The sequence below is a fragment of the Streptomyces sp. DSM 40750 genome (assembly GCF_024612035.1).
Taxonomy (GTDB): domain Bacteria; phylum Actinomycetota; class Actinomycetes; order Streptomycetales; family Streptomycetaceae; genus Streptomyces.
Map to the genome: position 1 here is coordinate 11,424,197 of NZ_CP102513.1, position 23,514 is coordinate 11,447,710.

Annotated in this window: 23 protein-coding genes and 6 pseudogenes; 15 read left to right on the top strand and 14 right to left on the bottom strand. The window is 68.1% G+C overall.

Annotation, left to right across the window (positions count from 1 at the left end):
• Positions 1-69: 69 nt before the first annotated feature.
• The gene (locus tag JIX55_RS50150; protein ID WP_257561237.1) at positions 70-495 is read left to right on the top strand and encodes a hypothetical protein; all 426 of its coding nucleotides are present in this window, start codon (positions 70-72) and stop codon (positions 493-495) included.
• A gap of 615 nt (positions 496-1,110) precedes the next feature.
• Here the strand turns inward: JIX55_RS50150 and JIX55_RS50155 are convergent.
• Positions 1,111-1,383: pseudogene (locus tag JIX55_RS50155) on the bottom strand (transposase); the annotation flags it as partial.
• Between the two features lie 179 nt (positions 1,384-1,562).
• On the opposite strand from JIX55_RS50155, the gene JIX55_RS50160 reads away from it, so the two are divergent.
• Positions 1,563-3,005: an NF041680 family putative transposase gene (locus JIX55_RS50160; protein ID WP_306820104.1), complete on the top strand. Its 1,443-nt coding sequence runs from the start codon at positions 1,563-1,565 to the stop codon at positions 3,003-3,005.
• Here the strand turns inward: JIX55_RS50160 and JIX55_RS50165 are convergent.
• From JIX55_RS50165 to JIX55_RS50180, 4 genes are all read right to left on the bottom strand, one after another.
• On the bottom strand, positions 2,933-3,412 hold the full coding sequence (locus JIX55_RS50165; protein WP_257561235.1) for a hypothetical protein: 480 nt from the start codon (positions 3,410-3,412) through the stop codon (positions 2,933-2,935). The genes JIX55_RS50160 and JIX55_RS50165 overlap by 73 nt on opposite strands.
• Positions 3,339-4,721: a hypothetical protein gene (locus JIX55_RS50170; RefSeq protein WP_257561234.1), complete on the bottom strand. Its 1,383-nt coding sequence runs from the start codon at positions 4,719-4,721 to the stop codon at positions 3,339-3,341. Before JIX55_RS50170 ends, JIX55_RS50165 begins: the two co-directional genes overlap by 74 nt.
• Before the next feature lie 66 nt (positions 4,722-4,787).
• Entirely contained in the window at positions 4,788-7,739 is a 2,952-nt protein-coding gene (locus tag JIX55_RS50175; RefSeq protein WP_257561233.1) for a caspase, EACC1-associated type, read from the bottom strand.
• Positions 7,740-7,744: 5 nt separating this feature from the next.
• Positions 7,745-8,107: an effector-associated constant component EACC1 gene (locus JIX55_RS50180; protein WP_257561232.1), complete on the bottom strand. Its 363-nt coding sequence runs from the start codon at positions 8,105-8,107 to the stop codon at positions 7,745-7,747.
• A gap of 520 nt (positions 8,108-8,627) precedes the next feature.
• On the opposite strand from JIX55_RS50180, the pseudogene JIX55_RS50185 reads away from it, so the two are divergent.
• The 4 genes and pseudogenes from JIX55_RS50185 to JIX55_RS50200 form a co-directional block, all read left to right on the top strand.
• Positions 8,628-8,771 (top strand): annotated as a pseudogene (locus tag JIX55_RS50185) (IS701 family transposase); the annotation flags it as partial.
• Positions 8,772-9,268: 497 nt separating this feature from the next.
• A complete protein-coding gene (locus JIX55_RS50190) occupies positions 9,269-9,559 on the top strand; it encodes a glycoside hydrolase family 3 C-terminal domain-containing protein (protein WP_257561231.1) in 291 nt (96 codons plus the stop codon).
• 161 nt (positions 9,560-9,720) lie between these two features.
• The gene (locus tag JIX55_RS51810) at positions 9,721-10,344 is read left to right on the top strand and encodes a fibronectin type III-like domain-contianing protein (protein WP_443046768.1); all 624 of its coding nucleotides are present in this window, start codon (positions 9,721-9,723) and stop codon (positions 10,342-10,344) included.
• A gap of 255 nt (positions 10,345-10,599) precedes the next feature.
• Positions 10,600-10,776, top strand: a complete 177-nt coding sequence (locus JIX55_RS50200) for a hypothetical protein (RefSeq protein ID WP_257561229.1) — start codon at positions 10,600-10,602, stop codon at positions 10,774-10,776.
• A 501-nt stretch (positions 10,777-11,277) separates the two neighbouring features.
• On the opposite strand, the gene JIX55_RS50205 is transcribed toward JIX55_RS50200, so the two are convergent.
• The gene (locus JIX55_RS50205) at positions 11,278-11,844 is read right to left on the bottom strand and encodes an SMI1/KNR4 family protein (RefSeq protein WP_257561228.1); all 567 of its coding nucleotides are present in this window, start codon (positions 11,842-11,844) and stop codon (positions 11,278-11,280) included.
• A 2,024-nt stretch (positions 11,845-13,868) separates the two neighbouring features.
• Here JIX55_RS50205 and JIX55_RS50210 point away from each other — a divergent pair.
• The 5 genes and pseudogenes from JIX55_RS50210 (at position 13,869) to JIX55_RS50230 (ending at position 15,846) form a co-directional block, all read left to right on the top strand.
• Positions 13,869-14,381 (top strand): hypothetical protein, encoded by a 513-nt coding sequence (locus JIX55_RS50210; protein ID WP_257561227.1) that lies wholly within the window; start codon positions 13,869-13,871, stop codon positions 14,379-14,381.
• A gap of 31 nt (positions 14,382-14,412) precedes the next feature.
• Positions 14,413-14,658 carry a hypothetical protein gene (locus tag JIX55_RS50215; RefSeq protein WP_257561226.1) on the top strand — a complete coding sequence of 82 codons (246 nt, stop codon included), beginning with the start codon at positions 14,413-14,415 and terminating at the stop codon, positions 14,656-14,658.
• Between the two features lie 278 nt (positions 14,659-14,936).
• Positions 14,937-15,341 (top strand): peptidase inhibitor family I36 protein, encoded by a 405-nt coding sequence (locus tag JIX55_RS50220; protein WP_257561225.1) that lies wholly within the window; start codon positions 14,937-14,939, stop codon positions 15,339-15,341.
• A 198-nt stretch (positions 15,342-15,539) separates the two neighbouring features.
• Positions 15,540-15,713 (top strand): annotated as a pseudogene (locus JIX55_RS50225) (hypothetical protein); the annotation flags it as partial.
• Positions 15,676-15,846 carry a DUF6207 family protein gene (locus tag JIX55_RS50230; RefSeq protein WP_257569170.1) on the top strand — a complete coding sequence of 57 codons (171 nt, stop codon included), beginning with the start codon at positions 15,676-15,678 and terminating at the stop codon, positions 15,844-15,846. The pseudogene JIX55_RS50225 and the gene JIX55_RS50230, both read left to right, overlap by 38 nt.
• A gap of 397 nt (positions 15,847-16,243) precedes the next feature.
• Here JIX55_RS50230 and JIX55_RS50235 read toward each other — a convergent pair whose 3' ends face one another.
• Complete coding sequence (locus JIX55_RS50235) at positions 16,244-16,666, bottom strand: ester cyclase (RefSeq protein ID WP_257561224.1); 423 nt, start codon at positions 16,664-16,666, stop codon at positions 16,244-16,246.
• Between the two features lie 97 nt (positions 16,667-16,763).
• Here JIX55_RS50235 and JIX55_RS50240 point away from each other — a divergent pair, with 97 nt between their 5' ends.
• On the top strand, positions 16,764-17,324 hold the full coding sequence (locus JIX55_RS50240; RefSeq protein WP_257561223.1) for a PadR family transcriptional regulator: 561 nt from the start codon (positions 16,764-16,766) through the stop codon (positions 17,322-17,324).
• 22 nt (positions 17,325-17,346) lie between these two features.
• Positions 17,347-18,327 carry an NADPH:quinone reductase gene (locus tag JIX55_RS50245; RefSeq protein WP_257561221.1) on the top strand — a complete coding sequence of 327 codons (981 nt, stop codon included), beginning with the start codon at positions 17,347-17,349 and terminating at the stop codon, positions 18,325-18,327.
• A 60-nt stretch (positions 18,328-18,387) separates the two neighbouring features.
• Here the strand turns inward: JIX55_RS50245 and JIX55_RS50250 are convergent, their stop codons facing one another.
• A complete protein-coding gene (locus tag JIX55_RS50250) occupies positions 18,388-18,570 on the bottom strand; it encodes a hypothetical protein (protein ID WP_257561220.1) in 183 nt (60 codons plus the stop codon).
• A gap of 357 nt (positions 18,571-18,927) precedes the next feature.
• Between JIX55_RS50250 and JIX55_RS50255 the strand changes: the two genes are divergently transcribed.
• Positions 18,928-19,791 (top strand): LLM class flavin-dependent oxidoreductase, encoded by an 864-nt coding sequence (locus JIX55_RS50255; RefSeq protein ID WP_257561219.1) that lies wholly within the window; start codon positions 18,928-18,930, stop codon positions 19,789-19,791.
• On the opposite strand, the pseudogene istB reads toward JIX55_RS50255, so the two are convergent.
• The 3 genes and pseudogenes from istB to JIX55_RS51145 form a co-directional block, all read right to left on the bottom strand.
• A pseudogene (gene istB, locus JIX55_RS50260) lies at positions 19,792-20,429 on the bottom strand (IS21-like element helper ATPase IstB); the annotation flags it as partial.
• Positions 20,402-21,136 carry a transporter substrate-binding domain-containing protein gene (locus tag JIX55_RS50265; protein WP_306819960.1) on the bottom strand — a complete coding sequence of 245 codons (735 nt, stop codon included), beginning with the start codon at positions 21,134-21,136 and terminating at the stop codon, positions 20,402-20,404. The pseudogene istB and the gene JIX55_RS50265, both read right to left, overlap by 28 nt.
• Positions 21,025-21,276 (bottom strand): annotated as a pseudogene (locus tag JIX55_RS51145) (transposase); the annotation flags it as partial. The pseudogene JIX55_RS51145 and the gene JIX55_RS50265, both read right to left, overlap by 112 nt.
• A 259-nt stretch (positions 21,277-21,535) precedes the next feature.
• Between JIX55_RS51145 and JIX55_RS50275 the strand changes: the two are divergent.
• Positions 21,536-22,168: a DUF2461 family protein gene (locus JIX55_RS50275; protein WP_257561218.1), complete on the top strand. Its 633-nt coding sequence runs from the start codon at positions 21,536-21,538 to the stop codon at positions 22,166-22,168.
• Positions 22,169-22,227: 59 nt separating this feature from the next.
• Here the strand turns inward: JIX55_RS50275 and JIX55_RS50280 are convergent.
• From JIX55_RS50280 to JIX55_RS50290, 3 genes and pseudogenes are all read right to left on the bottom strand, one after another.
• Positions 22,228-22,407 (bottom strand): annotated as a pseudogene (locus tag JIX55_RS50280) (hypothetical protein); the annotation flags it as partial.
• A gap of 40 nt (positions 22,408-22,447) precedes the next feature.
• On the bottom strand, positions 22,448-22,840 hold the full coding sequence (locus tag JIX55_RS50285) for a hypothetical protein (RefSeq protein WP_257561217.1): 393 nt from the start codon (positions 22,838-22,840) through the stop codon (positions 22,448-22,450).
• On the bottom strand, positions 22,834-23,304 hold the full coding sequence (locus JIX55_RS50290) for a hypothetical protein (protein ID WP_257561216.1): 471 nt from the start codon (positions 23,302-23,304) through the stop codon (positions 22,834-22,836). Before JIX55_RS50290 ends, JIX55_RS50285 begins: the two co-directional genes overlap by 7 nt.
• Positions 23,305-23,514 lie beyond the last annotated feature (210 nt).

Below are 23,514 nucleotides of genomic sequence, written 5' to 3' on the forward strand. Positions count from 1 at the left end.
TCGGTAGGCGCTGCCCGCCTCCTAACGTCCACACCATCAGGCAGAACGAACCAGAAGGGCAGGCACAACATGGGAATCTTCGGCAAGGGCAAGAGCCGTGAGGAGAAGGCCGCCAAGATCGCGGAGCAGGTGGCAGGCGGCAAGGGTTTCTACGGCCGTATGACGCGCGCGACGCTCGGCCGCGAGGACTACGCCAAGCTCCAGCAGTCGATCGGCGCGTACAACTCCGGTGCCACTGTGCAGCAGTTGCTCGCCATGGGCGTACCGACGGTCACCGCCGTCGTCGTGGCGATCAGCGACACCGGCAGGCTGGTCAACTTCGACCCGGTCGTCGACCTGGTCCTCCAGCTGACCGGGGCCACCGCCGACCCGATCACGCTCCAGACCATCGTTTCGAAACTGCGCATCCCCCGCGCCGGTGATCAGGTACTACTGATCGCGGACCCCGCCAACCCCGGCGGTTACCTCTACGCGGGAGACGGAGCGACGCCGTGACGACACCGCCGTACGAAGTGCTGGCGAACGACGCCACCCTGCTCTCCTTCGATGATCACGCATGCCTTCATGCCGGAGCCCTGCCCGGGTACGGGGGCCAGGTCGGTGCGGATGAACGGGTCGGTGTTGTCGGGTGCGCAGAACGACAACGGCGACAGCCCCACACACCATGAGCCGCCTGCGCAACTTCCGGGCTGGAGCCGCAGGTACCGGCGGTGCGGCTGCCCCGGCCCAGTCCGCGTCGCTTGAAGCTGTGGGGCGCGGCGCCTCACGCACTTCGTCTGCCGGGGGAAGCGCACGGGTCGCGGTGCGTCGGCTCCAGGCCGTTTTCCGCCAGTTCCCACAACGCGCGCATTCCCGGCTCGGGTTCGTCCGCGAGCCGACACCACTCCCGCCTTTACGTCGGCACAGTGCCGACAGCCGCCCTGGCCCGCCAGAATGCCGTCCGGACTTGGTGACGTCTCACGCCCACAGCCGTTGCAGCGCTTGCGCTCATGGGCCGGCGGCTCGCGGGGTGATGTTCCGGCGCCAGTTGGTCCGCGACTGGCCCGGGTGGAACTCCACGGGTCACGGGACGCCATATTGTTCAACTCCAGCCCCAGCGGGCCTCATCTGTTCGTCCAGGACCAGGCGGTGGAGCTTGGCCCACACCCGGGCCTTGCTCCATTCGGTGAACCGCCGGTGGGCCGTCGGACCCGATGGCCCGAACGACGGGGGCAGTTGCCGCCACGTGCAGCCTGACGTGGCCACAAAGACGATCGCCGCCAGCACCTCGCGGTCCCCGTACCGTCGTCGGCCACCGCCCTGCGGCCGCGACGGAGCAGGCGGCACGACCCGCTCGAACAGCTCCCACAACTCATCCGGCACCAGACGCTCAACGAGCCCCACGACGGCAGACTATCGAACAGCCCAAATGAGACAACCTCTTAGCTTGTTCTTTTTCTTCCGGCTTCGAATGGTGTCTGGAACTGAGTCGCTCACCTGGGGGTTCGCCGGACGCGAGGGCGGCCTTCGTCTGATCCTGTGCTCCGACCAAGGTGCACGTGACCACGACGAAGGCCGTGAGGGTGAGTCTGCTGCCTGATGCTGTCCGGAGGGAAGCGTTCGCGGAAGCGTCACGCTTCCGGGGCGAGTTCTACGAGTGTCTGACCGCCCGGCGCGACGAGTTGTTCGAGCTGGCAGACGCGGTGCTGTGTGCGGACGGTGCTGTGAAGTCCCCGGTGGACTTGACGCTGTTGCCCGAGCATCGTCGTGGGCACGGAGCGATGTACGGCGGCCTGAACCACGGCCGGATCGACGTCGACCGGCTGCGGACGGTGCTGGCCGGCCTGCCGCTGCCGCGTTTCGATGGCGGGCGCCTGGTCCTGGCGGTCGACGTGTCGCCGTGGCTCCGCTCGGACGCCCCGTGCTCGGCAGAGCGCCTGTTCTGCCACGTCTACGGTCGCGCGAAGACTGCGTCGCAGTTCATCCCGGGCTGGCCCTACTCCTTCGTGGCCGTGCTGGAGCCGGGCGCCACGTCCTGGACCGCGATCCTGGACGCGGTCCGGCTCGGACCGACGGACGACGCGACGGCGATCACCGCCGCCCAGCTACGAGGTGTCGTCGAGCGGCTCATTGCCGCGGGCCAGTGGCAGGCCGGGAACCCGGCCATCGTGATCGTCAGCGACGCCGGCTACGACGTCACCCGCCTGGCCTGGGTCCTGCGCGATCTGCCGGTCGAGATGGTCGGCCGCGTCCGCTCCGACCGCGTGATGCGGCTGCCGAAGCCACCGAGGATGCACGGCGTCAACGGCCGGCCGCCCAAGCACGGTCCGGAGTTCCGCTTCACCAAGCCGGAGACCTGGCCCGAGCCCGCGATCACCACGGTCACTGACACCACCAACTACGGCAAGGCCGAGACCCAGGCATGGGACCGGGTCCACCCCCGACTCACTCACCGTTCCTCATGGCTTGACCATGATGGTGAACTTCCCCTGGTCGAGGGAACGTTGATGCGGTTGAAGGTCGAGCATCTGTCGAAGGACCGGGATGCCCCGCCGGTGTGGTTATGGTCCTCCAAGACCGGCGCCACACCGGACGACGTGGACCGCTTCTGGCAGGCATTTCTCCGCCGCTTCGACCTGGAGCACACCTTCCGCTTCGCGAAGCAGACCCTGGGCTGGACCACCCCGAAGCTCCGCACCCCCGAAGCCGCGGACCGCTGGACCTGGATCCTGATCGTCGCCCACACCCAGCTCCGGCTCACCCGGCCCCTCGCCGCGGACCTCCGCCGGCCCTGGGAGAAACCCACCGCCTCCGACCGGCTCACCCCGGCCCGGGTCCGCCGAGGGTTCAGGAACATCCGCGCTCACCTCGCCTGCCCGGCCCGTGTTCCCAAACCCCGAGGAGCCGGCCCCGGAAGGCCACCCGGTGCCAAGAACAAGCACCGGGCACCCCGCTACGACGTCGGCAAGACCGTCAAACGCCCCGAGACCCTCAAGGCCATCGGCAAGCCCGGAAGATCTTGGTAGATAAAAAACAAGCTTAGGTGCGCGCAACGCAGGACTCCGTCGCTCATCGTGGTCAAGCGCATGTCCTGCAAGGTCTGTAGGCCTTGGTCGATCCACTCGCGGTCCCGGCCGAGGGCGTGCGCGTAAGGTTCGAGGGCGTCGGCCGTCACGCCGGCGTCGACTCCGGCGACCTGGGCGACGGCGAGCGACAGCAGGAGCAGGTCGGCCCGGTCGTGGGTGCGCAGATCGAGTGCGGCGCGCTCGGTGCGGCGCCAGCCGCCGGTGAGTGTGTGGAAGAAGAGCCATGCCGAGTTCTTCGTGGCGGCTTCGTCGATTCGGCTCGACAGCGGCACGTCACCGGCACGGTCTCCGACGAAGTCGTCCAGCGCTTGTACCAGGGGCAGGATTTCGTGGGCGCGTTCGCGCATGGCCCGGGCCAGGGTACCGATCGCGGCTGCGTCGCTGATGGTGTGGGTGGTGATGCCTCCGGCGACGTGGTCCACGCCGACGATCAGCATCAGCTGGTCCGCGGGTGGCGGTCTCGGCCAGCTCACGGATCAGGTCCTGGGCATCGTCGACCAGAAGGGCCTTGCGATGCGGGTACAGCGCGAGGTCGGCCGCCCACTGCCGCACGTCGCGCCTGCGGGCGTCGTCGGGCAGGCGGAGCACCTCGTAGCCGTGCTCGCGGAGATCGTTCAGAGCCTGGTAGGCGGTGATGGACTTGCCGCAGCCGCTGTCCCCGTTGAGTACGACGGCGTGATCACGGCGCAGTGAGTCGATGAGAAGGCCGACTTCGATGAGGCGGGGGCAGGCGTCCACGTCCGCTGGGCCCAGGCGTGCCCCGGCCAGGGCATGGCCGACGTCGCGTCTTCCGGTGAACGCGACGGTGTGCCACGCGGATACGGTTTCCCGACGCCGGATTTCCTCGGCCAGGGCAGGGAGAGCGGTGTCGGCTGGGGCGGGGATGTCGTCGCCGCCGGAAACGTCGGGTCCGATACGGCATACCCGCCAGCCCTGGTCGAGAGGGGTGATGAGTTGGTCGACGACAACGCGGTCGCGCTCGGAGTAGCCGACGATCAGCAGGGTGCGTGGGTGGTCCGCGACGAGACGGCCGATACGGTCCGCGAGGTCGGGACCGAGAGTTCCGGGCAGGTGCGGAAGCATCCATGTCCGCTCCGGGTGGGCGGCGTCGCCGTGCGGCTTGAACAGGATCTCGGGAGGGATGGCGGTTCCGTACTGGCGGCGGTAGGCGGCTTCGAGTGCGGTGTCCCAGTTGAGCGAGACGACGCACTCAACGACACCAGCATGGATCAGTCCGGCGAGAGCCTCGTGCGCGGCGGACGGCTGAGCGCTGCGGCTGCGGTCGAGGTTGGCCATCTCCTCCTGGAACCGCCGCCTGGCCGGTGTCGAGTTCTCGACGGCGCGCCATGCCGGATCCCACGCGGCCGCGTCGTCGCCGACGAGCAGCTTCGCCGGCTCGTCGGGTCTGGCGAGTGCGGTGGCGAGCACCGCCCGGGCGGCAGGATCGGCGTCGATGGCGTCCCACAGCAGCGCGGTGAGACCCGCGCTGGCCGGATATCGGGCGGAGAGGGACAGGCCGGCCCCGACGACGGCTACGGCGCCCAGGCCGAGCCTGCCCCGCAGCGACGCTATACGGCTGTCGACGTCGACGCTCGCGGGACCGGAAGCGTCGACGTGCGGGAGGGCGCCCCGTTCGTCCGGGGGAAGTGCGCGCATACCCGCTATTGTCGGCCACCGTACTGACAGGCCGTCCGCGCACGGCCTGTCTTGTAGCTCGTGCTGTCAGGGTGGATACCACATAGTTTCGGGGAGTTGGTCGGCGTCCGCGGAGCTCTCCTCGAACTCCGGCCCAACTTCGAGTTCTACTTCGAGTTGGTCCTGATCGTCGTCTCCGGGCGTTCCGGACCAGATCTGACGTGGCGGGACGTCCAGGTCGTCCGTGATCCCGTACGCGTGGGAGCGTTTGCCGTGGGCGATCCGGTGCAGGAGATCCCAGCCTCTGTGGCTGATTACGGGATCAGACCGGCCGTGCGGGTTCTGGGACAGACGGTGCTCGCTGTTGAAGCGGGCGACGGCCTGGCTGGTGGCGACACCGTAGTGGTCGCTGTCGACCACCCAGGTGGGCATGTAGCCGGCTTGTTTAAGGGCTGCTTGAAGCTCCCGGGCACTGGGATGCGTGCGCCCGGGGACGAGTCGGCGGGGAAACTCCGGGGGAACGAACCGGTTTCCATCGTTTTGGAAGGGAATACGAAGCTGTTGCCCCGGTCGCAGGGTAAAAGGGATGGGCAGGTCGTTGGCTTCGACGATGGCGGCCCAGCGCACGCCGTAGCGCACGGCGATGCTGTAGACCGTGTCGTCGTCCTTGACGATGTACAGCGCGTGGTCGTGGGGTGAGGGTGTTCGGTGTGTACGTCCGGTTCTGCCGTGCCACCCGTCTCTGGGCCACCAGAATGTCAAAGCCTGCCAGACGGTCTCCTTCTGCGCGCTGCGCAGGCCGGCCAGCGCCTCGGTGAAGGTTCTGGAACCGCGGGCACCCTGCTCAAGACGCTGGGCGCAGCCGGTCAGGGAGCGCTCTTCCAGCGCGATCACCAGGTGGGCCTGACGGTGGTGGTCCCAGTCGTGGACCACGGCGTCGAGGACTCGGTTCGCCAGGATGCCGACGGACAGGGTCTCCAGGGCGGCGATCAGTGCCGCGACATCGGTTACGGAGCGATCGTCGATGTCGCACACCAGACCGACTTTGCCTGGCAGGCCGGTGTCCAGCGCTCTGGCCAGGAAGGCTATGTCGATCGGTGTCCGGGCGCGCCACAGTGTCCGCAGGGTTTGTTCATCGGTGAACCGCGAACCCTCCCTATGCAGGTGGTTGAGCATCCTGCCGGCGTGGCCCGGCGGACGGTCTCGCACGGTGTCCCAGAAGACTTGTGCGGCGTCGTCGCTCAGGCCTTCCTCGTCCAGGACCCTGATGAGGTGGGCGACGTCGTCGGGCGAGGAGATACGCACCGCTTCGTCGAGAAGCGCGGGCAGCCCCTGGCGGTTGGAGAAAACCTCCAGCGCACGGCTGATCTCGACGAACTCCGCACCGCTGCGCAGCCTAGCGGCTTCCAGGGCAGCCGCCAGCGCGTGCTGGTGCTGTCCCACTGCCTGCAGGTGGGTGATGAGCTGGCTGATGTCCGCGACGGTGCCAGCACGGACAGCGAGGCGGCGACCGAGGGCGGCAGCTTCGGTGAGACGCAGTACTTGCAGGACGGCGATGAGTTCAGCGGTGTGTTCGGGGCCGCGGTCTCCGATCCCGGTGTGGAAGATGTCCTCGGCGATCCGCTCGTATCCGTCCCGGTAAAGCGAGGTGATCATTTCGGCGGTGTCGGTGGCCGTGCGGCACCGGGCCGCCGAAGTGATCAGATCCAGCGCGTGGAGAGGGTGCGGGGCACGGTAGAGGTCCTGGAAGAGAGTGATGACGTCCGCGATGGGTCGGTGTTCCGCGATAGTGCGCATCACGTCATCGAGAGGGCCGTCGAGTTCGTCTCCGCATGCCAGGCCGGTCATGGCGAGGACATCGTCGATGCCGCGCGTCACGGCGAACACGGAGAGCAGCACGGTGGTGTGCTCACGCAGACCGGCGCGGATCAGGGCGGTGGCCAGGCGCGCGGTGTCTGCGGCGGACTTCAGTTCGGCCGACAGCCGCAGTAGTTCCACCACGCCGTCCTCGGCCGACGTGCCGAGGAGTCCCTCGAGTAGGTCGGTGTTCTCCTCGATGGTGCGCGCGGCCACGAGGGCGGGCAGGGCGGCCTCCACGTGGCGCTGATGCCCGCTCCGATAGAGAGCCACGAGCAGCGGCACGAGGTCGGAGACCGCGCGGTGCTGCAGGGCCGTCTGGACCATCTCTGCCACGGTGGCGGGACGGTGCTCGCTCAATTCGCCGATCTGGGCGACGAGCACCGCTGCGGAGACCGTACGGGTGGCGTCCAGGGCGCGGGCCACGTCCAGGACCGCGGTCTCGCCGTCCGGAGCCGGCTGGTAGGCGTTGTTACGGGCGAAGGGCCACGATCCCAGGCTGTTGCGGCACAGGCTCTGTGGTCGAGGGCGGTCCTTGGCCTGCAGACGTCGGGTGAGTTGGTCGAACACGGTGTCGAGATCCAGGAATTCCGCCGGTGAAGAGACGCCACTGCGCAGCAGGTCCAGGAATTCGGCGGTGAAGGCCGTGTAGGGCTCGCCCGGCGGGGAGAGCGCCACGGCGGTCTCGGCCGCCGCCGCGATCAGGTAGGTGCCGTCGATCTCCGCCAGCGCCGCGACCGACTCGGACTGCACACCGAAGGCACGCGCGCTGTAACAGCAGTCGAGTATCACGATCCGGCGGGCGGCCGGACTCGTCTCGATCGAACGTTTGATCCACTCGTAGGGGACTGCTGTGTCGAAGACGGAATCACGGTCGCTGTCGGGGACGGCCAGATGCAGCAGGCCGGTCCCCGGGTCGATCAGTCCGTGGCCGGCGTAATAGACCAAGAGGGTGTGAGTGGCCTCCTGCGCGGCCGTTCGGACAGCGGCGGACACCTCTCGTGTGGAGGCCGGATCCATCAGTGTCGTGCAGGACTCGGCACTCAGATGCAGCACGGGATCGCCCAGCAGCGCTTTCAGGCCGGGTATGTTCGCCCGCACCGCCGGGAGATCGTCCAGCGTCGTGAACGTGCCGGCCCCGACCAGTACCGCTCTTGACGCGGAATACGTCAGATCATGCATGTCCGTTACGTCTGATCCCGCTCCAACTCGGCGAGCAGGCGCCCCGCATCCTCGTCCGTTCCTCCGGTGAGAGTGACTCTGGTGCCGTCCGCGCGTTCGACGACGAGCGTCGTCCGCTGGGGTCGGCTGCGCCGCCAGGAGGCGATCGCCAGGGCCAGCGAAGCGGCGTTGAAACCGGTACCCAGCACAAGATTCAGCACTTCGACGAGACCGCCCTGCGCCCCCGGAACCGCAACGGCGCCGGGCCCCAGTGCGGGGCGGGCGTGGCGACGGCAGGCTGTGTCGGCCAGCAGCCACTCGTTCAGGGACCGCAGCTGTCTCTCAGCGCTGTCGGCATCTTCCAGACTCACGCTGACCGTGACCTTCACGAACCCCAACTTCCTTCCTTTTGCCCAGTGTTCGCTTCAACGGACGCCCATTTCTCGCCTGTGGTTCCGGTTCCCCTCGCCAGCGTCACGTCGGCCAGCAGTTCGGCTGGGAGTCGGGTGAGAGCACCACGGATGATCAAGTTGGCAGAGGGAAGCATGCGGACTCCTCTGGTCCGGCGCGCGGAAGGACCCCACACAGACTACGGAAAGCCGTTCGTTGTGTTCGGCGGGAAGTCCACCCTGTTTCCGCCGAGATGAGGCGGTCCACTGGTTCGGAGCATGGAAGCGAACACATCCGTGGGGGAAGCTGCGCGGACCCTGGGCCCCATGCCCATGCCCTTGCGGGACTGCCGCGGAGCCGACTGGACCAGTACGACGTTGGCGTGGGCGGCCAGCCGGGGAGACGGGCTGGGTTGGGACTCGGCCGCGGACATCCGCTGCGCGGACGACGGAGGCCTCGCGGCGGTGGGCCGAGGCCGAGGCACAGCCGCAGGTCTCGACGAATGTCTCTACGTCGGGGTTCGTGCACCGGTTCAACCGGGAGGAGTCGCGTCGGTCGGCGCTGGCTTGCATGCGGGGGCTGGTTGCGCAGCTTGAGCGGAAGAATGGCTGGACGCTGGCGGAGGAGGCTGGGGATGCGGGCTCCGATCGCATCCACCGGTTGGGATCGCAACCGGCTGTGGGTGCGCCAGGCCCCCACCTCCACCATCGTGGCGGTCGCCCTCTGGGGCGACCGCTGATCTCGTTGTCGTGGTTCTCGATCAGGCGCTTCAAGGCTTCGAGCGTGCGGGGAGGGCGGGTACTGTCGGCGGTTCGGGCGCTGCCTACGGCGGCGGGTCGCCTGCTCATGAGCGGGCGACCGGCGGGGTGATGTTCTCCGGCGCCATTGGTCCGCGACTGGTCCGTGTGGAAATCCACCGGATGCCAGTGAGTAACGAGAAGAACCCAACGCATTACATTGGGTAGCTATCGCGTCGGGTTGCCTGGAGCGCAACGATGCCTCCAGGCAACCGACTTCAGGCTCTAGAAGAACCCAGGTTTCTTCGGACTGTATGAAACAAGAACGTTCTTCGTCTGCTCGTCGTGCATCCCCTGTGCGCTGCTGACCAGCGGTAATAGCGCCCAGTGGGGAAGGAGGCGGGGCGGATTGCCGGCCCGTGAATGGTCCGGATCGTGCCCTGCGGTTCCGACGCCACGTGTTGTGGATCAGGTGCCCAACGTGGGCAAGGACTGTCGTCGGGCCGCCCGTATGCCATCTGCCGACATGTGCGAAGGGCCGACGCGACCGTGCAGGCGTTCTTCCCCGGCGACGAAGGCGCGGCGGCGATCGCCGGTGTCCTGTCCGGGCGGATCCATCCTTCGGGACGCCTGCCCGTGCAGATCCCGGGCGACCTGGCCGGTCAGCCGGGAACCTACCTGGTGCCGCCGCTCGCCTCAGGAGCGACGGCGTGAGCAACATCGACCCCATACCCGCTTTCCCTTTCGGGCACGGGCTGTCGTACACCGACTTCGTCATCGAGGGGATAGAGGCGGACGAGGACGGCATCCCCGTCGACGGCAAGGTCACGGTCCGGGCGGTGGTCTCCCACACCGGTCCCAGGGCGGGCACTTCGGTGGCTCAGCTGTATCTCACCGACCCGGTCGCCTCGGTCACCCGCCCCGTCCGCCAGCTGATCGGTTTCACCCGTGTCGACCTCGCCGCCGGTGAGACCGGGGGTCGTGGAGTTCGCGGTCCACGCGGATATGGCCAGCTTCACCGGACGGGACCTCCGGCGGCGCGTCGAGCCCGGAAGGATCATCCTGTCCTACCAGCAGCACGCGGCGGACGATCCGCAGTGGAGCAAGGTGCCCCGGACGTTCCGCGACAAGCTGCCGGAGGGCTCCTACATCGCGCAGCTGCAGATCAAGAACGTCTCCAAGGACGACATCAACGGCTGGTCGCTGTCGTTCGAGTCGCCGGACAGGATCACGGCGACCGAGTCGGCGAAGCTCGACGCCCGGCAGGGCATGCGCACGACGATTCAGAACGACCCGGCGGACAAGTTGATCGAGCCGGGTACGACCTCGCCCCTCTGGTATCGCGCGCAGGACGGAGAGACGGCGGCGCACACGCCCGCGTGGGCGACCTTCGCGAAGGGCGGGGCGCGGCCGACGCAGGACACCGACGGCGACGGACTCCCGGACGACATGGAGCAGCGCGCCAAGCTCGACCCGTCAAGCCAGGACACGGACCGTGACGGTCATGGCAGTTGCCCGGTTGCCCAGTTGACCGTTACTGAGACATGCTCCCAGCCAGACGATCACCGCCACAGGCACTCTCACCCTGAAGTCTTTTGGTCGCCCTCTGCCCCTGCACAACAGGTGCCTGAGCGCGGGGGAGGTCGGCGGGGGAGAGGTCGGGGCGGGGGCGCGGTGCCGGCGTGCGGGGTGGCGCCACCGGCCGGAGGCGTCGACGCCGGGCCATTGGGTTCTATCGGCGGCCTCCTTTTCCCGTGTTGCAAGTTGCGTGGCCTGACGTGGATGGCTGCTTTCTTTGGGAGGAACAGGCTGAGGAGGGGCATCGGGCGTCACAGCCTCAGCTGTGGCTACTGCCGAGTGAGCACCCTGTCGGATCTGGACGACTGGGTGGCTACTGCCGAGTGAGCACCCTGTCGGATCTGGACGACTGAACTCTGACTTCGAACGTGCCGACCGGCGACAGACCAACACCGTCGCGAGGAGCTACCGGAGCAAAATCATTTTGCGGAGCAGTTCGAATCCGGCTCGACCGTAGAGCTGCCTCTTGATCTTCTTGATGCGGTTCACGGCTCCCCTCGATGCTGCCCGAGCTCCAGTCCAGGGTGAGCCCGGTTTTCATAGCGTCGAGGTCCCGGAGCAGGTGGAGTGCGAAGCCGGTGAGACTGGGTAGTTGCTGGCATCGACTGCGTCTCTGCCCATGCCGCAGGCTGGCGATGGGCGCCTGGTACTCGCGGTCGACATCAGCCACTGGCTCCGCCCGGACGCCCGCACCCTGATGAAGGCATCGAAACCGCCCGGCCCGTACACGTCACAAAGCCGCTTGTAGTCGCCCGGCAGCCGGAAGCCGGCTTCCTTCGCGTCCGGTCCTTGACCGGTGGCGGGTCGACAGGCGGGCAGCGGGCGGACCAGGGCGTCGAGAGCGGCCGGCGGCGTCACTGCCCGGACGTTCCGAGGATCTGGTCGGCCGTCGCGAAGCGGTGCTCCGTCGGCTGCAGCACCTCGTAGAGGTAGCCGAAGTACTCCGTTTCCGCTGTTCCTGTGAGCACCTCCAGCAGGAAGGCGAGGCACCCCATGTCGTGGGGCTCCCACAGCGGGCCCTGCCCCTCGTTGTAGAGCACGGTCCACTCGTCGGGCTGCTGACCGGGCCGTACCAGCCAGTAAAGGAACGCCCCCGTGAGCCCCTCGAATGCCCACGGCAGGATCCGCGCCCCCGCCTCCAGCAGGCCGGCGGGCTTCTCCTCGCCCACCTCCCACAGTCCGGCCAGGACCCCGTCCCGTTCTGTCGTCTGCGCGTGCAGGTTGCATTTGTCGTAGGCGGAGCCGGGGACGAGCAGCCAGATCGTCTCGTCGAAGACGCCGTCGCCGTATGTCTCGACGAGCTGCTTGTAGTCGGCGGGCAGAGCCGCACCGAGGGCGCGTTCGGCCTGCGCCCAGTCCACCGCGGGCAAAGGATTGGCGGGCGGCGGACAGAGGCGGACGAGGGCATCGAGGGCGTTCATGGAAAGGACGCTACTGAATCCCCGGCCGGCGCCCATGGGCGGGGCAGGCAGGGCAGCCGAAGACCGGCATCGGCTCAGGCCCAGGTAGCCGCTCGCTGGAGTGAAGACCTCGGGACGCCGGGAGCGGGCGTCCGTCGGGCTTTGACGTCGGCAATCGGCCCCACCGAATTGGCCATCGCTGGCACCGACAGGCGTTCGATGACGGTCCGCGCCGGCCCCACCGCACGGTCGTCCCTGCAGGCGAGCGGGAGTGGGGCCGCTTCGAGACGTCACGCGCAGCCGGTCAAGCGGGTGGGGCCAGGTGGCCAATATTGAGGGGCCGCTGAACGACGTCCGGGCCACGTCCGTCGGGTAGCCGATGAGCGCGTACTTGGCCGGTGGGATCAATTACTCGCTCAGTCACATCAGGTCGCCTACCTCGATGTTTGCCGACTAAGGGCTTGCAGATCATCAACATGTCGTCTTGATCTTGCTGTTGGTGTTGTTGCTCAGGGCGGCGACCGCGACTGTTCCGGGATCCACGGGCGGTGCCGAAGCCAGGCCGCTGGTCGGGTCCGGGGCCGCATCCGGGCCGGGGCCGGCTGAGCCCCCTGCGTCCTGACCGGCGGACGAGGCCCCGTCCGGGCCTGCGGAGGAGACCACAGGCGGTTCGGTGGAGGCTGACGGGTCGGCGGAACCAGTGCCGTCCTGTGTGCCGGGCTGTGAAGGTGAGGTGGCGTCGGGGCCGCACAGCTCGCCCGCCTCCTCGGCGGCACCGGCGTGGTCACTGTCGCCGAGTCGCTGCCAGATCTCCGCCGCGGCGGCGAACGCGGCGGCCGCCGCCAGTCTCTTGCCGGTGACCAGCTGCCGGATGCCGTCCTCGTGCGTGAGGTAGGCGAGGATGCCGTCCTCCCGACATAGACCATGACGGAGACGTCCGGCTCTGCGGAAGTGACGGTCTCCTCCAGCTCGGCCGGCCGTTCTTCCGCCCCGCCGTTCCCCTCGTCGAGCTCCGCGATCACCGACCGCAGACGTGTTAACTCCACGTGGAATTCGGCGAGTTGCTCTTCAACGACGGGAGTTGGCGCCTGGCGCACCCTCGTTGTAGGTCACCGTGTTGTGTGAGCCCACTACGAGCTGACCCGACACATCGTTCACGCGGGAACCTCGTAGCGGCCGCCTTCAGCAGCTGACGGTCCATTCATCATCGGTGCCCCCGCCTCTCAACCACCGACTCACGCCCGTCACATCAGGCTGCTTCAGGGCACACACCGTGCACAGGAAAGCGGAACCCTGCCGATCCTGCGCAGCCCTCGTTCACCCTGTGGGTTACAACTCGGCGCTCGGATGCAGCCGAAGACCGGCATCGGCTCAGGCCCAGCACCGTTGGACTGGCTGGGAACGGCAGGACCAGCGAGCTGGGAAACGATCACCGCGATCGTGGGAAATCATCAGCGTCTGACTTTTCGTCACCCAATGCATCCCATTTCGGTCGGTGAGCCGTTCCAGCAGTCAGGGCAGAGTTCCTGGAGGTCCTCCGCGGTGTGCTCGAAGTCGTTGAGGAAGAGGTGGAAGCGGAGTGTGCCGGGGTAGTCGGCGATGCGCTGGTCGGCGAGTGCGGCCGGGTCCTCAGCGGATCCGAATCGGATGTCCGGTCCGCCCGGCGCCGGCCGGACCAGGGCTAGGACCGCGTGGGCTTCACGATGGCTCGGGCGAGGGCATGCAGGGCTCGTGCGGGTTCGGCAACGGCCCCGAACTTACCCTCGCCGGTCGTCGTGCCCTTGGCCTGGGCGAGGACCGGTGTGGCGCCCCGCTTTGCGAGGAGGTCGGCGAACCGGAAGTTCTTCGCCAGCCGAACCCCGCACAGGCGTGCGTCCTCGCGGTCGCGTCATGCCCAGGAGTGACGGACGTCCTCATCGCGGCCTCCAGTGCGCCACACTGGAGGGAGGAGGCCGACGCAGTCGCTCAACCCTCCCTGGCCGCCGCCAAGTTGAGGGAGATCACTGGTGTACCCGCCTCCGCCTGATCCGGACACCGAACAGCGCATGCGTTCCCACCACGCCCGCGCCGCGACGGCCCTGGACATCCTGACCGAGCAGGGCGGGGAGTTCTGGGGCTGGGCAGGACGCACCTTGGGTGCCCCGGCCCGCACCGCCGCCGGCGCCCCGGCGTGGCTGGGGCTGGTGTCCGCCCCGGAGGCCAAGGCGTCGGGGAATCTCTGGGAAGGCGCACTGGACGCACAGCGCGCCTTCGGTGACCTCGACGGCCACCGGCCCGCCCTCCTGGGTGCGCACGACGCCGTCGACGACGGAACCACCTACCGCGCGGAACTGTCGGCCCGCCTCGACCAGCCGGTCCTGTCCGACGATCCGATCCTCCAACACGACCTGCAGCTGCCGGACTTCTGGTGGGCCGACATCGCCGGAGTGCTGGAGAAGGTGTCGCCGGGCCGACACCGACCGGATCGCCGTACGGCAGCAGTACATGGACCGGGCCATCCTCGAGTTCCTCGGCATCCCGGCCCCGGCCGCGCACTGCTGGACCACAGCCCATGCTGACTGGGCGAACCTCTGCGCGCCTCTGCGGATCTTGGACTGGGAGGTATGGGGCCGAGCCCCTGAGGGGTTCGACGCCGCCACGTTCTACGCCTGCACACTGCTCCAGCCGGACACCGCTCCCCGCATCCGCACCACCTTTCCCGTCCTGGGCAGCCTGGCCGGCCTCGCCGCCGAAGCGACCGTGTGCGCCCAGCTGCTCCAGACAGTGGCCCGCGGCGGCAACCTGATCCTCGAAGACCAGCTCCGGACCTGGGTTGAGGAACTCCGCCACCGCTGACCAGGCTCCCCGGTTCCTGACGTGGCCGCGGCCCTATCTGGACGCGGAGGGAGCCGCGGCCGCCGACACTGGAAAGTTGAGCAGACACGGGCCGCCCGGCAGGCTTCGCGGCCTGTTCCGTCGGCGAACCTGACCGGGTACAGGACCTGATCGCTGCTACAGCCGGTCGCCTCTCGCAAACCGGAGCCCCAGGCCGGGACCGGAGGCGGCCCGGTACCCGGAGTCAACCTCCAACGTTCGAGGTACGCGTACGGGCTGGTTCTCTTCAGACTTCGCCCATGACGAATCTGTTCAGGAGTACCCGTATCAAGGCGGCCGCTGCTGCCGCCAGCACCGTGCTCCTCGCGGGCACGGGAGTCACCCTCGGGGCGGCACCGGCCCACGCGGCCAAGTCCGACTGCCCGGCGGGCGCACTGTGCGTCTGGACCCAGCCCGACTACCGCGGCACCATGGGCAAGGTCTACGGAAACAACAACGACCTGACGATCTACTACGCGTTCAACAACGTGAAGTCGCTCTACAACAACGGCAACGACTGCGACGTCGCCATCTACACGGGCAAGAACCGCAGTGGCTACTCGATGACGATCGACCGCGGAGACGCCATCCCCGAACTGAGCGTGAACAGCGTCTTCTACAACGACATCGCCTCCAATTACTGGAGTTGTCCCTGGCCCGCCTAGTCCTCATCGAGGGCGAACAGCCGCGCGGCGAGGTCCCGATGGTCGGCGTCGTCGCGCGGGTGATCGGTGGCCGCGCCACAGAGCCGGAGGAGATCGGACATAAGGTCCGTGGTGGGCGGCGGATACCGGTCGCCAGTGCCCGGTCGGCTCATAGTTCCCGTTGGTCAGACATCCAGACTCGCCCCCTGCGTCGCGCCTATGTCGCACGCCCGTTCACCACCGGCGGCAACCCGAAGAGGGAAGGCTGTACTCGGTCGGGTGAAGACACAGCGCTGGGCGAACTCGCCGACGACACCGGTCGTCGTCCTGGGTAGGGAGCCGATCCAGGATGCACATGTGGCACGGCCCGGCCTGGTGGTCGTGGAGATCGCCGCCGCCGGCGACGCGACCGCGCTCGCCCTCCAGGCCGCGATCGCCGAACGGTTGGACGACCGCCACCACCGACCGTACGACCCGGGGCCCCGGGCAGCCCGGCGTCCGGCTGCGCCGGTACGCACGACCTTAAGCAGGAACTCGCTGACGGCAGCGCCGGGGCTGCCTGGCAGACCGAGGTCGAGGCGGGCCCCCGCCCTCGGGCGTGAGCGCGGGCGGCTGCCTGGCGACGCCTTCGCGCTGTCGCCGGGCATGTCCGCTCGTACGCTGGTGGTCTCGGGGCTGTCACGGAGGTGTGCTGTGCCCCGAACCGTGTGGTCGGATGCGATCAGTTTTGGGCTGGTCACTTCTCTGAACTAGCAGCTGAGCTGCACGAGCGGCGCTGCTCACCACCACCCGAGCATGCTGGAAGACATCGACCATGTCGGCCTGGTCGCCGCCGGAGGCGATTGCTTGCCACCCAACGGGAACCCTCCCTCCCTCCTTCCGAGGCAGGCAGCCGCGCCGAAGGTATGCGCTCCACACCTGCTTCACGGCGCCGGTACGGCACCGATCTGCTGCATGACTCCGAGGAGGTCGGGCTGGCCTCGCTCGCCGACGATCCGGCCGTCGGCCAGGTAGTAGAAGTTCATGGCCTGCACCGAGACTTTGTTGCCGCTCGCAGGGATCCCGAAGAACTCGCCCTCGTGCGTGCCGCGCATGGTGAACCGCGCAGCCACCGTGTCGCCTTCCCTGACCATCTCTTCCAGGGTCCACTGGACGTCCGGGAGTCCGCTGCGCATCATCCCGATGACTTCCATGTAGCCCTCGGGGCCTCGAAGCGGTTCCGGGTGACTCGGTGCGTGAAACACTGCGTTGGGAGAAATGACCTCGCGGGCAAGGTCCTCGTTGGCCGTGTTGATGAACTCGACGAAGCGGTTCATTACTGACTCGACAGATTCCGGCGGCATCATTCTCTACCTTTCAGGGTGGTCGGTGGCGATCCGGCCTCCACGCTAACATCGAATCGATGTATGCATCGATTCGATGTGATTGTGGGATACTGGGGGCATGCTGGAACTAGCGATACTGGGCTTCCTGGCCGAGGGCTCCCTGCCCGGACACGAGCTACGCCGCCGGGTCTCACAGTTGACCGGGTACACGCGGCCGGTCAGCGACGGCAGCCTGTATCCGGCGATCAACCGCCTCGCCAAGGCGGGCCTGCTGGAGCGGTGCGCCGACCCGGGTGCGGGCGCAGCGCGGTACGTACTGAGCCTGACCGACGCCGGGCGCACTGAGCTGCTGAATCGGCTGCGCAAGCCGGCCGACCACGAGATCACCGACTTCACCCGCTTCTTCACCGTCCTGGCGTTCCTCTCCCACCTGCCCGACGTGTCCGAACAGCACGCGGTGCTGCGCAGACGGCTGGAGTTCCTGGAGGAACCGGCGAGTTTCTTCTACTCCGGTGACAGGCCGCTGCGAGCCGAGGAGGTCCCGGACCCCTACCGGCGCGGCATGCTGCTCACCGCCCGCGCCATCAGCAGCGCCGAACGCGCCTGGCTGCACAGGGTTCTGGATGGCGACGAGCCCACCGAGAGCGCTTCCTTCCCGCTCGACGAACCTGCAAGCTGACGGCCCACGGAGGTACCCATCCATGCTTGCGTCCTGGTACGACGAACAGGGCCCTGCCGCCGATGTCCTGCACGTTGGCGACCTGCCCGATCCCACCCCCGGCCCGGGCGAGGTCCGCGTCCGCGTCAACGTTTCGGGCGTCAATCCCGGCGACACCAAGAAGCGGCGCGGCTGGCTCGGCTCCTCGATGCCGCACCCGCGGGTGATCCCGCACAGCGACGCCGCCGGAGTCATCGACGCCGTGGGCGACGGGGTCGACGCCCGCCGCGTCGGACAGCGGGTCTGGGTGTACGGCGCCCAGTCCTACCGCCCCTCCGGCACCGCCGCCCAGTTCACTGTCGTACCCGCGGATCTGGCCGTCCCGCTGCCCGACCACCTCAGCGACGAACTCGGCGCCAGCCTGGGCATCCCCGGGATCACCGCCCACCGCACCGTGTTCAGTGACGGCCCCGTCGACGGACACCTCGTGCTCGTGCACGGGGTGCTCGGCGGCGTCGGCTCTCTGGCCGCGCAGCTCGCCCGGTGGGGCGGCGCGACGGTGATCGGGACCGTGCGGCACGGCAGCGACCTGGACCGCGTCGACCCCGCCGTGGTCACCCACGCCGTGGCGCTCGACGCGGACGACCCCGTCACCGCGATCCGCGCGCACGCTCCCAACGGGGTGCACCGAATCGTCGAAGTGGCCCTGTCCGACAACGCGGACCTGGACAACGCCGTCGTCGAGAACGGCGCGGTTATCGCTGCCTATGCCACGAGGGACGATCGGCCCCGACTTCCCTTCTGGCCCCTGCTGTTCAACAACGTCACGCTGCGCATGATCGGCAGCGACGACTTCCCCGTTGCAGCGAAACGGCAGGCGGTGCGCGACGTCACCGCCGCAGCCGCGGTCGGCATGCTGACCGTCGCCATCGGCGACCTGTACCCGCTGGAAAAGATCGCCCAAGCCCACGACCGTGTCGACGCCGGCGGCCGAGGTCGCGTACTGGTGACCATCCCCAGCTGAACTGCATCGGCGTGACGCGTCCCGTAAGGCCCCGGCTGCCAAAACTGTCACCATCCGCGGTCAGCCGTGGACCACGAACGAGATCAATAACTTCACTTCGGTTTCCTCTGCCGGGGCGACGACAGCCCCTTCCGCGTCAAGCAGAACGCACGGCCCCAGCGGGTCCGCCGTCTCGATCAGTGCGCCAGTCTCCGGCAGCACGAAGCCTGCTGAGTCCCGGGCAGCATCATCCGTCTCAAGCATGGCCGGGAAGCTAGCAGACAGGGCCTCTGACCAGCCAATATTCCGTTGTTGGTTCAGTCAACGGCACCGTGCCGATCCACGTCCAGTCCGCGACCGAAGACCACAGCTTCTGCTTCCACCAGTTGCCGACGGTCACGTAATTCCCCAGGGACTGTGGTCACGTAATTCCTCAGGTGGCGGCCGTAGCAGTTGGGTCATCGTGACGCGGAGTCCGACGGGCCAGTCTTGAAGTCCAGCTGCGGTTCGCGGATTCCGATGGAGCACGCGTAGTCCTGCGCTTGTCGGTCCGGCCCGCTGTGAAGCCGCCTGGCCAGGAAACCGATTGCTCCTTCGCGGCCGGCTGCGCATCCTGCTGGGATGCGCTTCTCCATCAACATCCCCAACTTCGGTGACTTCGCGGACCTTCGTAACGTGGCGACCGTGGCGGCTGCGGCCGAACAGGCCGGCTGGGACGGGCTCTTCGTCTGGGACCACGTACTGCATCGACAACACCAGGGGCGCCCCTTCGGAGACCCGTGGATGCTGTTGACCGCGGCCGCGCTGGCGACTTCCCGGCTCCGGCTGGGCACCCTGCTGACGCCGGTCCCCCGTTACCGTCCGCAGCAACTCGCTCGCCAGGTGGCCACCCTGGACTACCTCAGCGGCGGCCGGGTGATCTTTGCGGCAGGTCTGGGCGGTCCGATCGAGGACGAATACCACAGCTTCGGCGACGCCGCCGAGCCACGCCTCCTCGCCGAGCGGCTGGACGAGGGACTGGAGCTGTTGAGGCGCTTCTGGTCCGGCGAGCCGGTGAACCACCACGGCCGGCACTACGAGGCCCGGGACGTGACACTGCTGCCCGCCGCCGTGCAGCGGCCCGGTCCGCCGGTGTGGATCGGCGGGTTCTGGCCGCGTCGCCCGCCCATGCGGCGGGCAGCGCGGTGGGACGGTGTGGTACCGCTCTTCGAGACGGCCCGGCATGGTCATGTGCCGGATGTGGCCGAGGTGCGGGATCTGGTCGGCTATGTGCGAAAACACCGTGCGGCTGGGGCCGAGCACCCCTTCGAGTTCGTGCTCGGCGGTGCCACGCCCCCGGACGCGGCAAAGGCCAGGGACGTGATCGGTCCGCTGCACGACGCTGGCGCCACCTGGTGGGACGAGCGACAGGTCCAGACCGGCCCTGACCTGGACCACCTGCCTCCAGTACTGCAGCGCATCGAGGCAGGGCCGCCGGTGGTTTGATCAGCCGTTCGCGGGTGTGCCGGGCTTGTCGGTGGGTCCCTTGGGGCGCTTGTTGGGCCGGTAGCTGGGGCCGTTGATGATGACCTGGTGGCCGGCGTTGATCAGCCGGTCCAGCAGCGACTCGACGACGACGGGGTTGGGGAAGAGGGGATACCAGTCGCTGGGTGCCCGGTTGCTGGTGATGATCAGGGACCGGCCCTGCCGTTCGGAGACGAGTTCGTAGAGATCGTCGGCCTGGGGTGCGGTCATTTGGCGTCTGGCGAAGTCGTCGAGGATGAGCAGGTCGGGGCGGATGAGTTCGCGGATGCGCTTGTCCCAGGTGCGGTCGGCGTGGCCGCCGGCGAGCTCGGCGAGGATGCGGCTGGTCTTGGTGAAGCGGACGTTTGCGCCCTGGCGGACGGTCTGGTGGCCGAGGGCCTGGGCGACGTGGGTCTTCCCGACGCCGATACGGGGCCGAACAGGATGACGGACTCGCCGGAGTGGAGCCAGCGCAGGGCCGCAAGGTCGCGGATCTGGGCGGCGGGCAGCTTCGGGGAGGCGTTGAAGTCGATGCCCTCCAAGGTGGCCTGCTGCTCGAACTTGGCCTTGCGCAGGCGGCGTTCGAGCGCGACTATCTCGCGGCGGCTGATCTCGTCCTGTTGGCAGCAGCGGCCTTCGCCCAGGAGCCGTCCGCGATCATCTGGTCGATCGCTGCGTCGATATCGTCGCGCAGTTCAGTCTCGCCCTGGGGCACACCTACGCCATACAGGTTCTCGGTGCTGAGTTCCAGTCCGGCCAGCCGGTAGTCACCGGGATTCCCACCTTGGGAGGCGTATCCGGCGAGGAGGGAGTCGTCGGTGGTTAAGGCATCGACCTGGCCTCTATCCATGGCGGTGAGGCATTCCGAGTAGGACGCGCACTCCGTGAGCTCCACGCCCGGTGCCAGGTCCTCCTGCACGACCTGCGCGGAGGTACTGCCGGTGACCGAGCACAGCGTCATGTCGTTGAGGTCCGTCATATCGGGGGCCCGGTCATCGGCGCAAACCAGCAGGTCCTGGCGGGCGGAGAGGTAGGGGCCGGTGAAGTCGACGTCTGCTTCCCGCTCGTCGGTGATCTGATAGCTGGCGACGATGAAGTCGACCTCGCCGCGTACCAGGAGCCTCGTGCGCTCGGTGGCGGGAGCCTCCCTCCACGTGATGTCGTCCCCCAGTCGGGGAAGTCCGCGGGCATCGCCCGCCAGGAGATTCCGCCCGCGACCAGGTAGCGGATCGCATCCAGCAGCTGGCGGTGGCAGTAGCCCTCGGGCTGCCCGTCTCTGCCCTGGAGCCAGGCCGGCACAGGCAGCAAAGGCCGGATGGCCGCCCATTCCGCGTCCGACGTGTCGGAGGGATACCGGCGTTCCCGGTCCGGATGGTCGGCCGCGTTGCCGTACACGTGCGCGAGGCAATCACACGATCGTGCAGCCGAGTTGAACTGGACGGGTGTGGACGCGTACAACAACGACACCAGGGCCTCCCGGCGCTGCTCGGTCAGATTCGCATCCCCGAGCTACCGAGAGGCCCCGTCTTCATGCGCGTACAACGGGAAGATCACCCCGGCGGGAAACCTGTTCGACCCGCACGTTCCGTGATCGGTTGAGATACGGCTTCTCACCCTCCTTCGCCACCGCATCCTCCTGAGATAGCGGCACGCTCCGTCACCACCGAATGTGAGACAGGGGCAATTTGACGACGCTTCCGATTATTGGGTGAGCTATTCTGCGTGGATGCGCGGACAGTTCACCGGCTGGCCGGAGCAGGCCATGGACGTGTTGTGGCAGCTCCAGGGCGAACCGACCCACGCGACTCGCGAGCGCTACCGCGCGGACCGTGAACGCCTGGTCCGGCAGCCGATGATCGCCCTGCTGAACGAGGTCGCGGACACCGACCCCCGGTACGAGGACTTCTCCGTCTGGCACTACCGCACCGACTCCTGGTGGTGGCAGCACCAGGGCGCGGTGATCCGGCTCGGCCGCAAGATCGAGATCGGTCTCCGGTTCGACCTGGACGGCCTGCGGATCCAGGGCGCCTGGTGGTACCCCGATCCCGGCCAGGTGGACATGTTCCGTAAAGCCGTGGCCTCCGAGGGGAGCGGCCGCGAACTGTCCGCCATCGTCGACGATGTGCGGAAGAAGGGCTACGACATCTCCGGGGACGTGATGAAGCGCTCCCCGCGCGGCTATCCGACGGACCACTCCCGTACGAACCTGCTGTGTCACCGTTCGCTGATTGCCTCCCGTTCCCTCGGCTGCGAGGAGTGGTTGCACACCCCCGAGGCGGTCGACCGGGTCCTTTCGGCTGCCGCCGACCTGGACGCCCTGCTGATGTGGCTGGTCCGCCACGTGAAGCGCGCCGCCTGACCTTCCGAGGACGCCGTGCGGCAGGGGAGGAACCACACCCGTGCCGTCGGCCTCCGCGCTCAGAAAGGTGACGCGCACCACCGGTCGTCCATCGCCTGATAACCGTCCGGCACCTCGGCCAGGGGGACGGCACGGTCGAAGACCGGCTCCGGATCTAGGGCGCCGGAGAGCACATCCTGCAGGAGCTCGGGAATGTAGGCGCGGACCGGTGCGAGGCCTGCGCGCAATGCGATGACACGCCCTCGGTTGGCTGCCGTGTCGTTTCGGTGGTGGGGTGGGTCAGGCGGCGAACGCGGTGTAGGTGCCGACGGTGAGGCTGGAGAAAGTGACGAGCTGGCGGGGCTTCAGGGCCGTGAAGGCGATGTGCATCGTGATGCCGGCGGTGATGGTGTACGGCATCGTCTGCGGGACGAGCAGGGCGGGCGGCAGGTCGATTTCCGCGGTGATGACGGTGGCCGCCACCAGGCGCCAGAGTCGGACATCGCGGTCGGCGAGGTTGCCCATGCGGCAGCGGACGACTCCGGGAACGGCGTGCTGCGCGCGGTAGGGCAACTGATCTTTGACCTGGGTATAGGTGTGGACCCATTGGGCCAGGTAGAGGCCGGTGCGGAACTGCTGGGAGCGGAGTTTGTGCCAGGCGCTGTTCCAGTAGACATCCGTGGTGATCAGCACGAGGAGACACAAAGCTCAGGTGTTGGCCGTGCTGGAGCCGTGCGTGATGCCCAGGCCGTTTGACCGAGGTCGTCGGCGACCAACAGGCAGGTCCCGGTCAACAAGGCGTAGCGAACGGCGTTGGGGCTCTTGAGGTAGCAGAGTTCCATCGCGGTACCAGCCAGGACCATCACGAGCGCCGCCGGAGGCGCCAGACCGGCGGCCAGGGCGACGGCGGCCGCTGTGCGGGCGGTCAGTACGGGGCGGTAGGCGCCAGTCAGGAGACGGGCCCGGACGGGGCCGAAGCGCTGTTCGGCCGTATAGGTGCTGAGTGAGCCGGGGGTGAACCGGTCCCATCCGCCCTGGCCTAAGGCGAGGGCGAATCGCAGGGCGCAGACCGTGCCGTAGACGATGCGGAACAGGTGGAGTCGTCCGGGGTCGGTGGGGTGCTGGAATCCGGATGCGAGGGCGTCAACGAACGACACTGTCGCTCACCTCGATCGGCTGCTCGCCCTGGACGGACAGGGACGCGTCCGCGGCCGTCGATCCGGTCGTACCGGCCGGTGCCGGTCAGGTGGGTGATGATCGTCTGGAGCCGCTCGGGGCTGAGGAGGAAGCTGCCGGGCGAGAGGTACCGGTAGGCGTTCACCGGCTCGGTACGGCCATCCTTGATGCCGTCGAGGGTGATGATCGTG

Coding starts and splice junctions, on each gene's coding strand:
- JIX55_RS50150 (WP_257561237.1), top strand. CDS start 70: ATGGGAATCTTCGGCAAGGGCAAGAGCCGTGAGGAGAAGGCCGCCAAG.
- JIX55_RS50165 (WP_257561235.1), bottom strand. CDS start 3,412: ATGCGCGAACGCGCCCACGAAATCCTGCCCCTGGTACAAGCGCTGGAC.
- JIX55_RS50170 (WP_257561234.1), bottom strand. CDS start 4,721: ATGCGCGCACTTCCCCCGGACGAACGGGGCGCCCTCCCGCACGTCGAC.
- JIX55_RS50175 (WP_257561233.1), bottom strand. CDS start 7,739: ATGCATGATCTGACGTATTCCGCGTCAAGAGCGGTACTGGTCGGGGCC.
- JIX55_RS50190 (WP_257561231.1), top strand. CDS start 9,269: ATGGTCCGGATCGTGCCCTGCGGTTCCGACGCCACGTGTTGTGGATCA.
- JIX55_RS50205 (WP_257561228.1), bottom strand. CDS start 11,844: ATGAACGCCCTCGATGCCCTCGTCCGCCTCTGTCCGCCGCCCGCCAAT.
- JIX55_RS50210 (WP_257561227.1), top strand. CDS start 13,869: ATGCGTTCCCACCACGCCCGCGCCGCGACGGCCCTGGACATCCTGACC.
- JIX55_RS50220 (WP_257561225.1), top strand. CDS start 14,937: ATGACGAATCTGTTCAGGAGTACCCGTATCAAGGCGGCCGCTGCTGCC.
- JIX55_RS50230 (WP_257569170.1), top strand. CDS start 15,676: ATGTGGCACGGCCCGGCCTGGTGGTCGTGGAGATCGCCGCCGCCGGCG.
- JIX55_RS50235 (WP_257561224.1), bottom strand. CDS start 16,666: ATGATGCCGCCGGAATCTGTCGAGTCAGTAATGAACCGCTTCGTCGAG.
- JIX55_RS50240 (WP_257561223.1), top strand. CDS start 16,764: ATGCTGGAACTAGCGATACTGGGCTTCCTGGCCGAGGGCTCCCTGCCC.
- JIX55_RS50245 (WP_257561221.1), top strand. CDS start 17,347: ATGCTTGCGTCCTGGTACGACGAACAGGGCCCTGCCGCCGATGTCCTG.
- JIX55_RS50250 (WP_257561220.1), bottom strand. CDS start 18,570: ATGCTTGAGACGGATGATGCTGCCCGGGACTCAGCAGGCTTCGTGCTG.
- JIX55_RS50255 (WP_257561219.1), top strand. CDS start 18,928: ATGCGCTTCTCCATCAACATCCCCAACTTCGGTGACTTCGCGGACCTT.
- JIX55_RS50265 (WP_306819960.1), bottom strand. CDS start 21,136: ATGGGCGGCCATCCGGCCTTTGCTGCCTGTGCCGGCCTGGCTCCAGGG.
- JIX55_RS50275 (WP_257561218.1), top strand. CDS start 21,536: ATGCGCGGACAGTTCACCGGCTGGCCGGAGCAGGCCATGGACGTGTTG.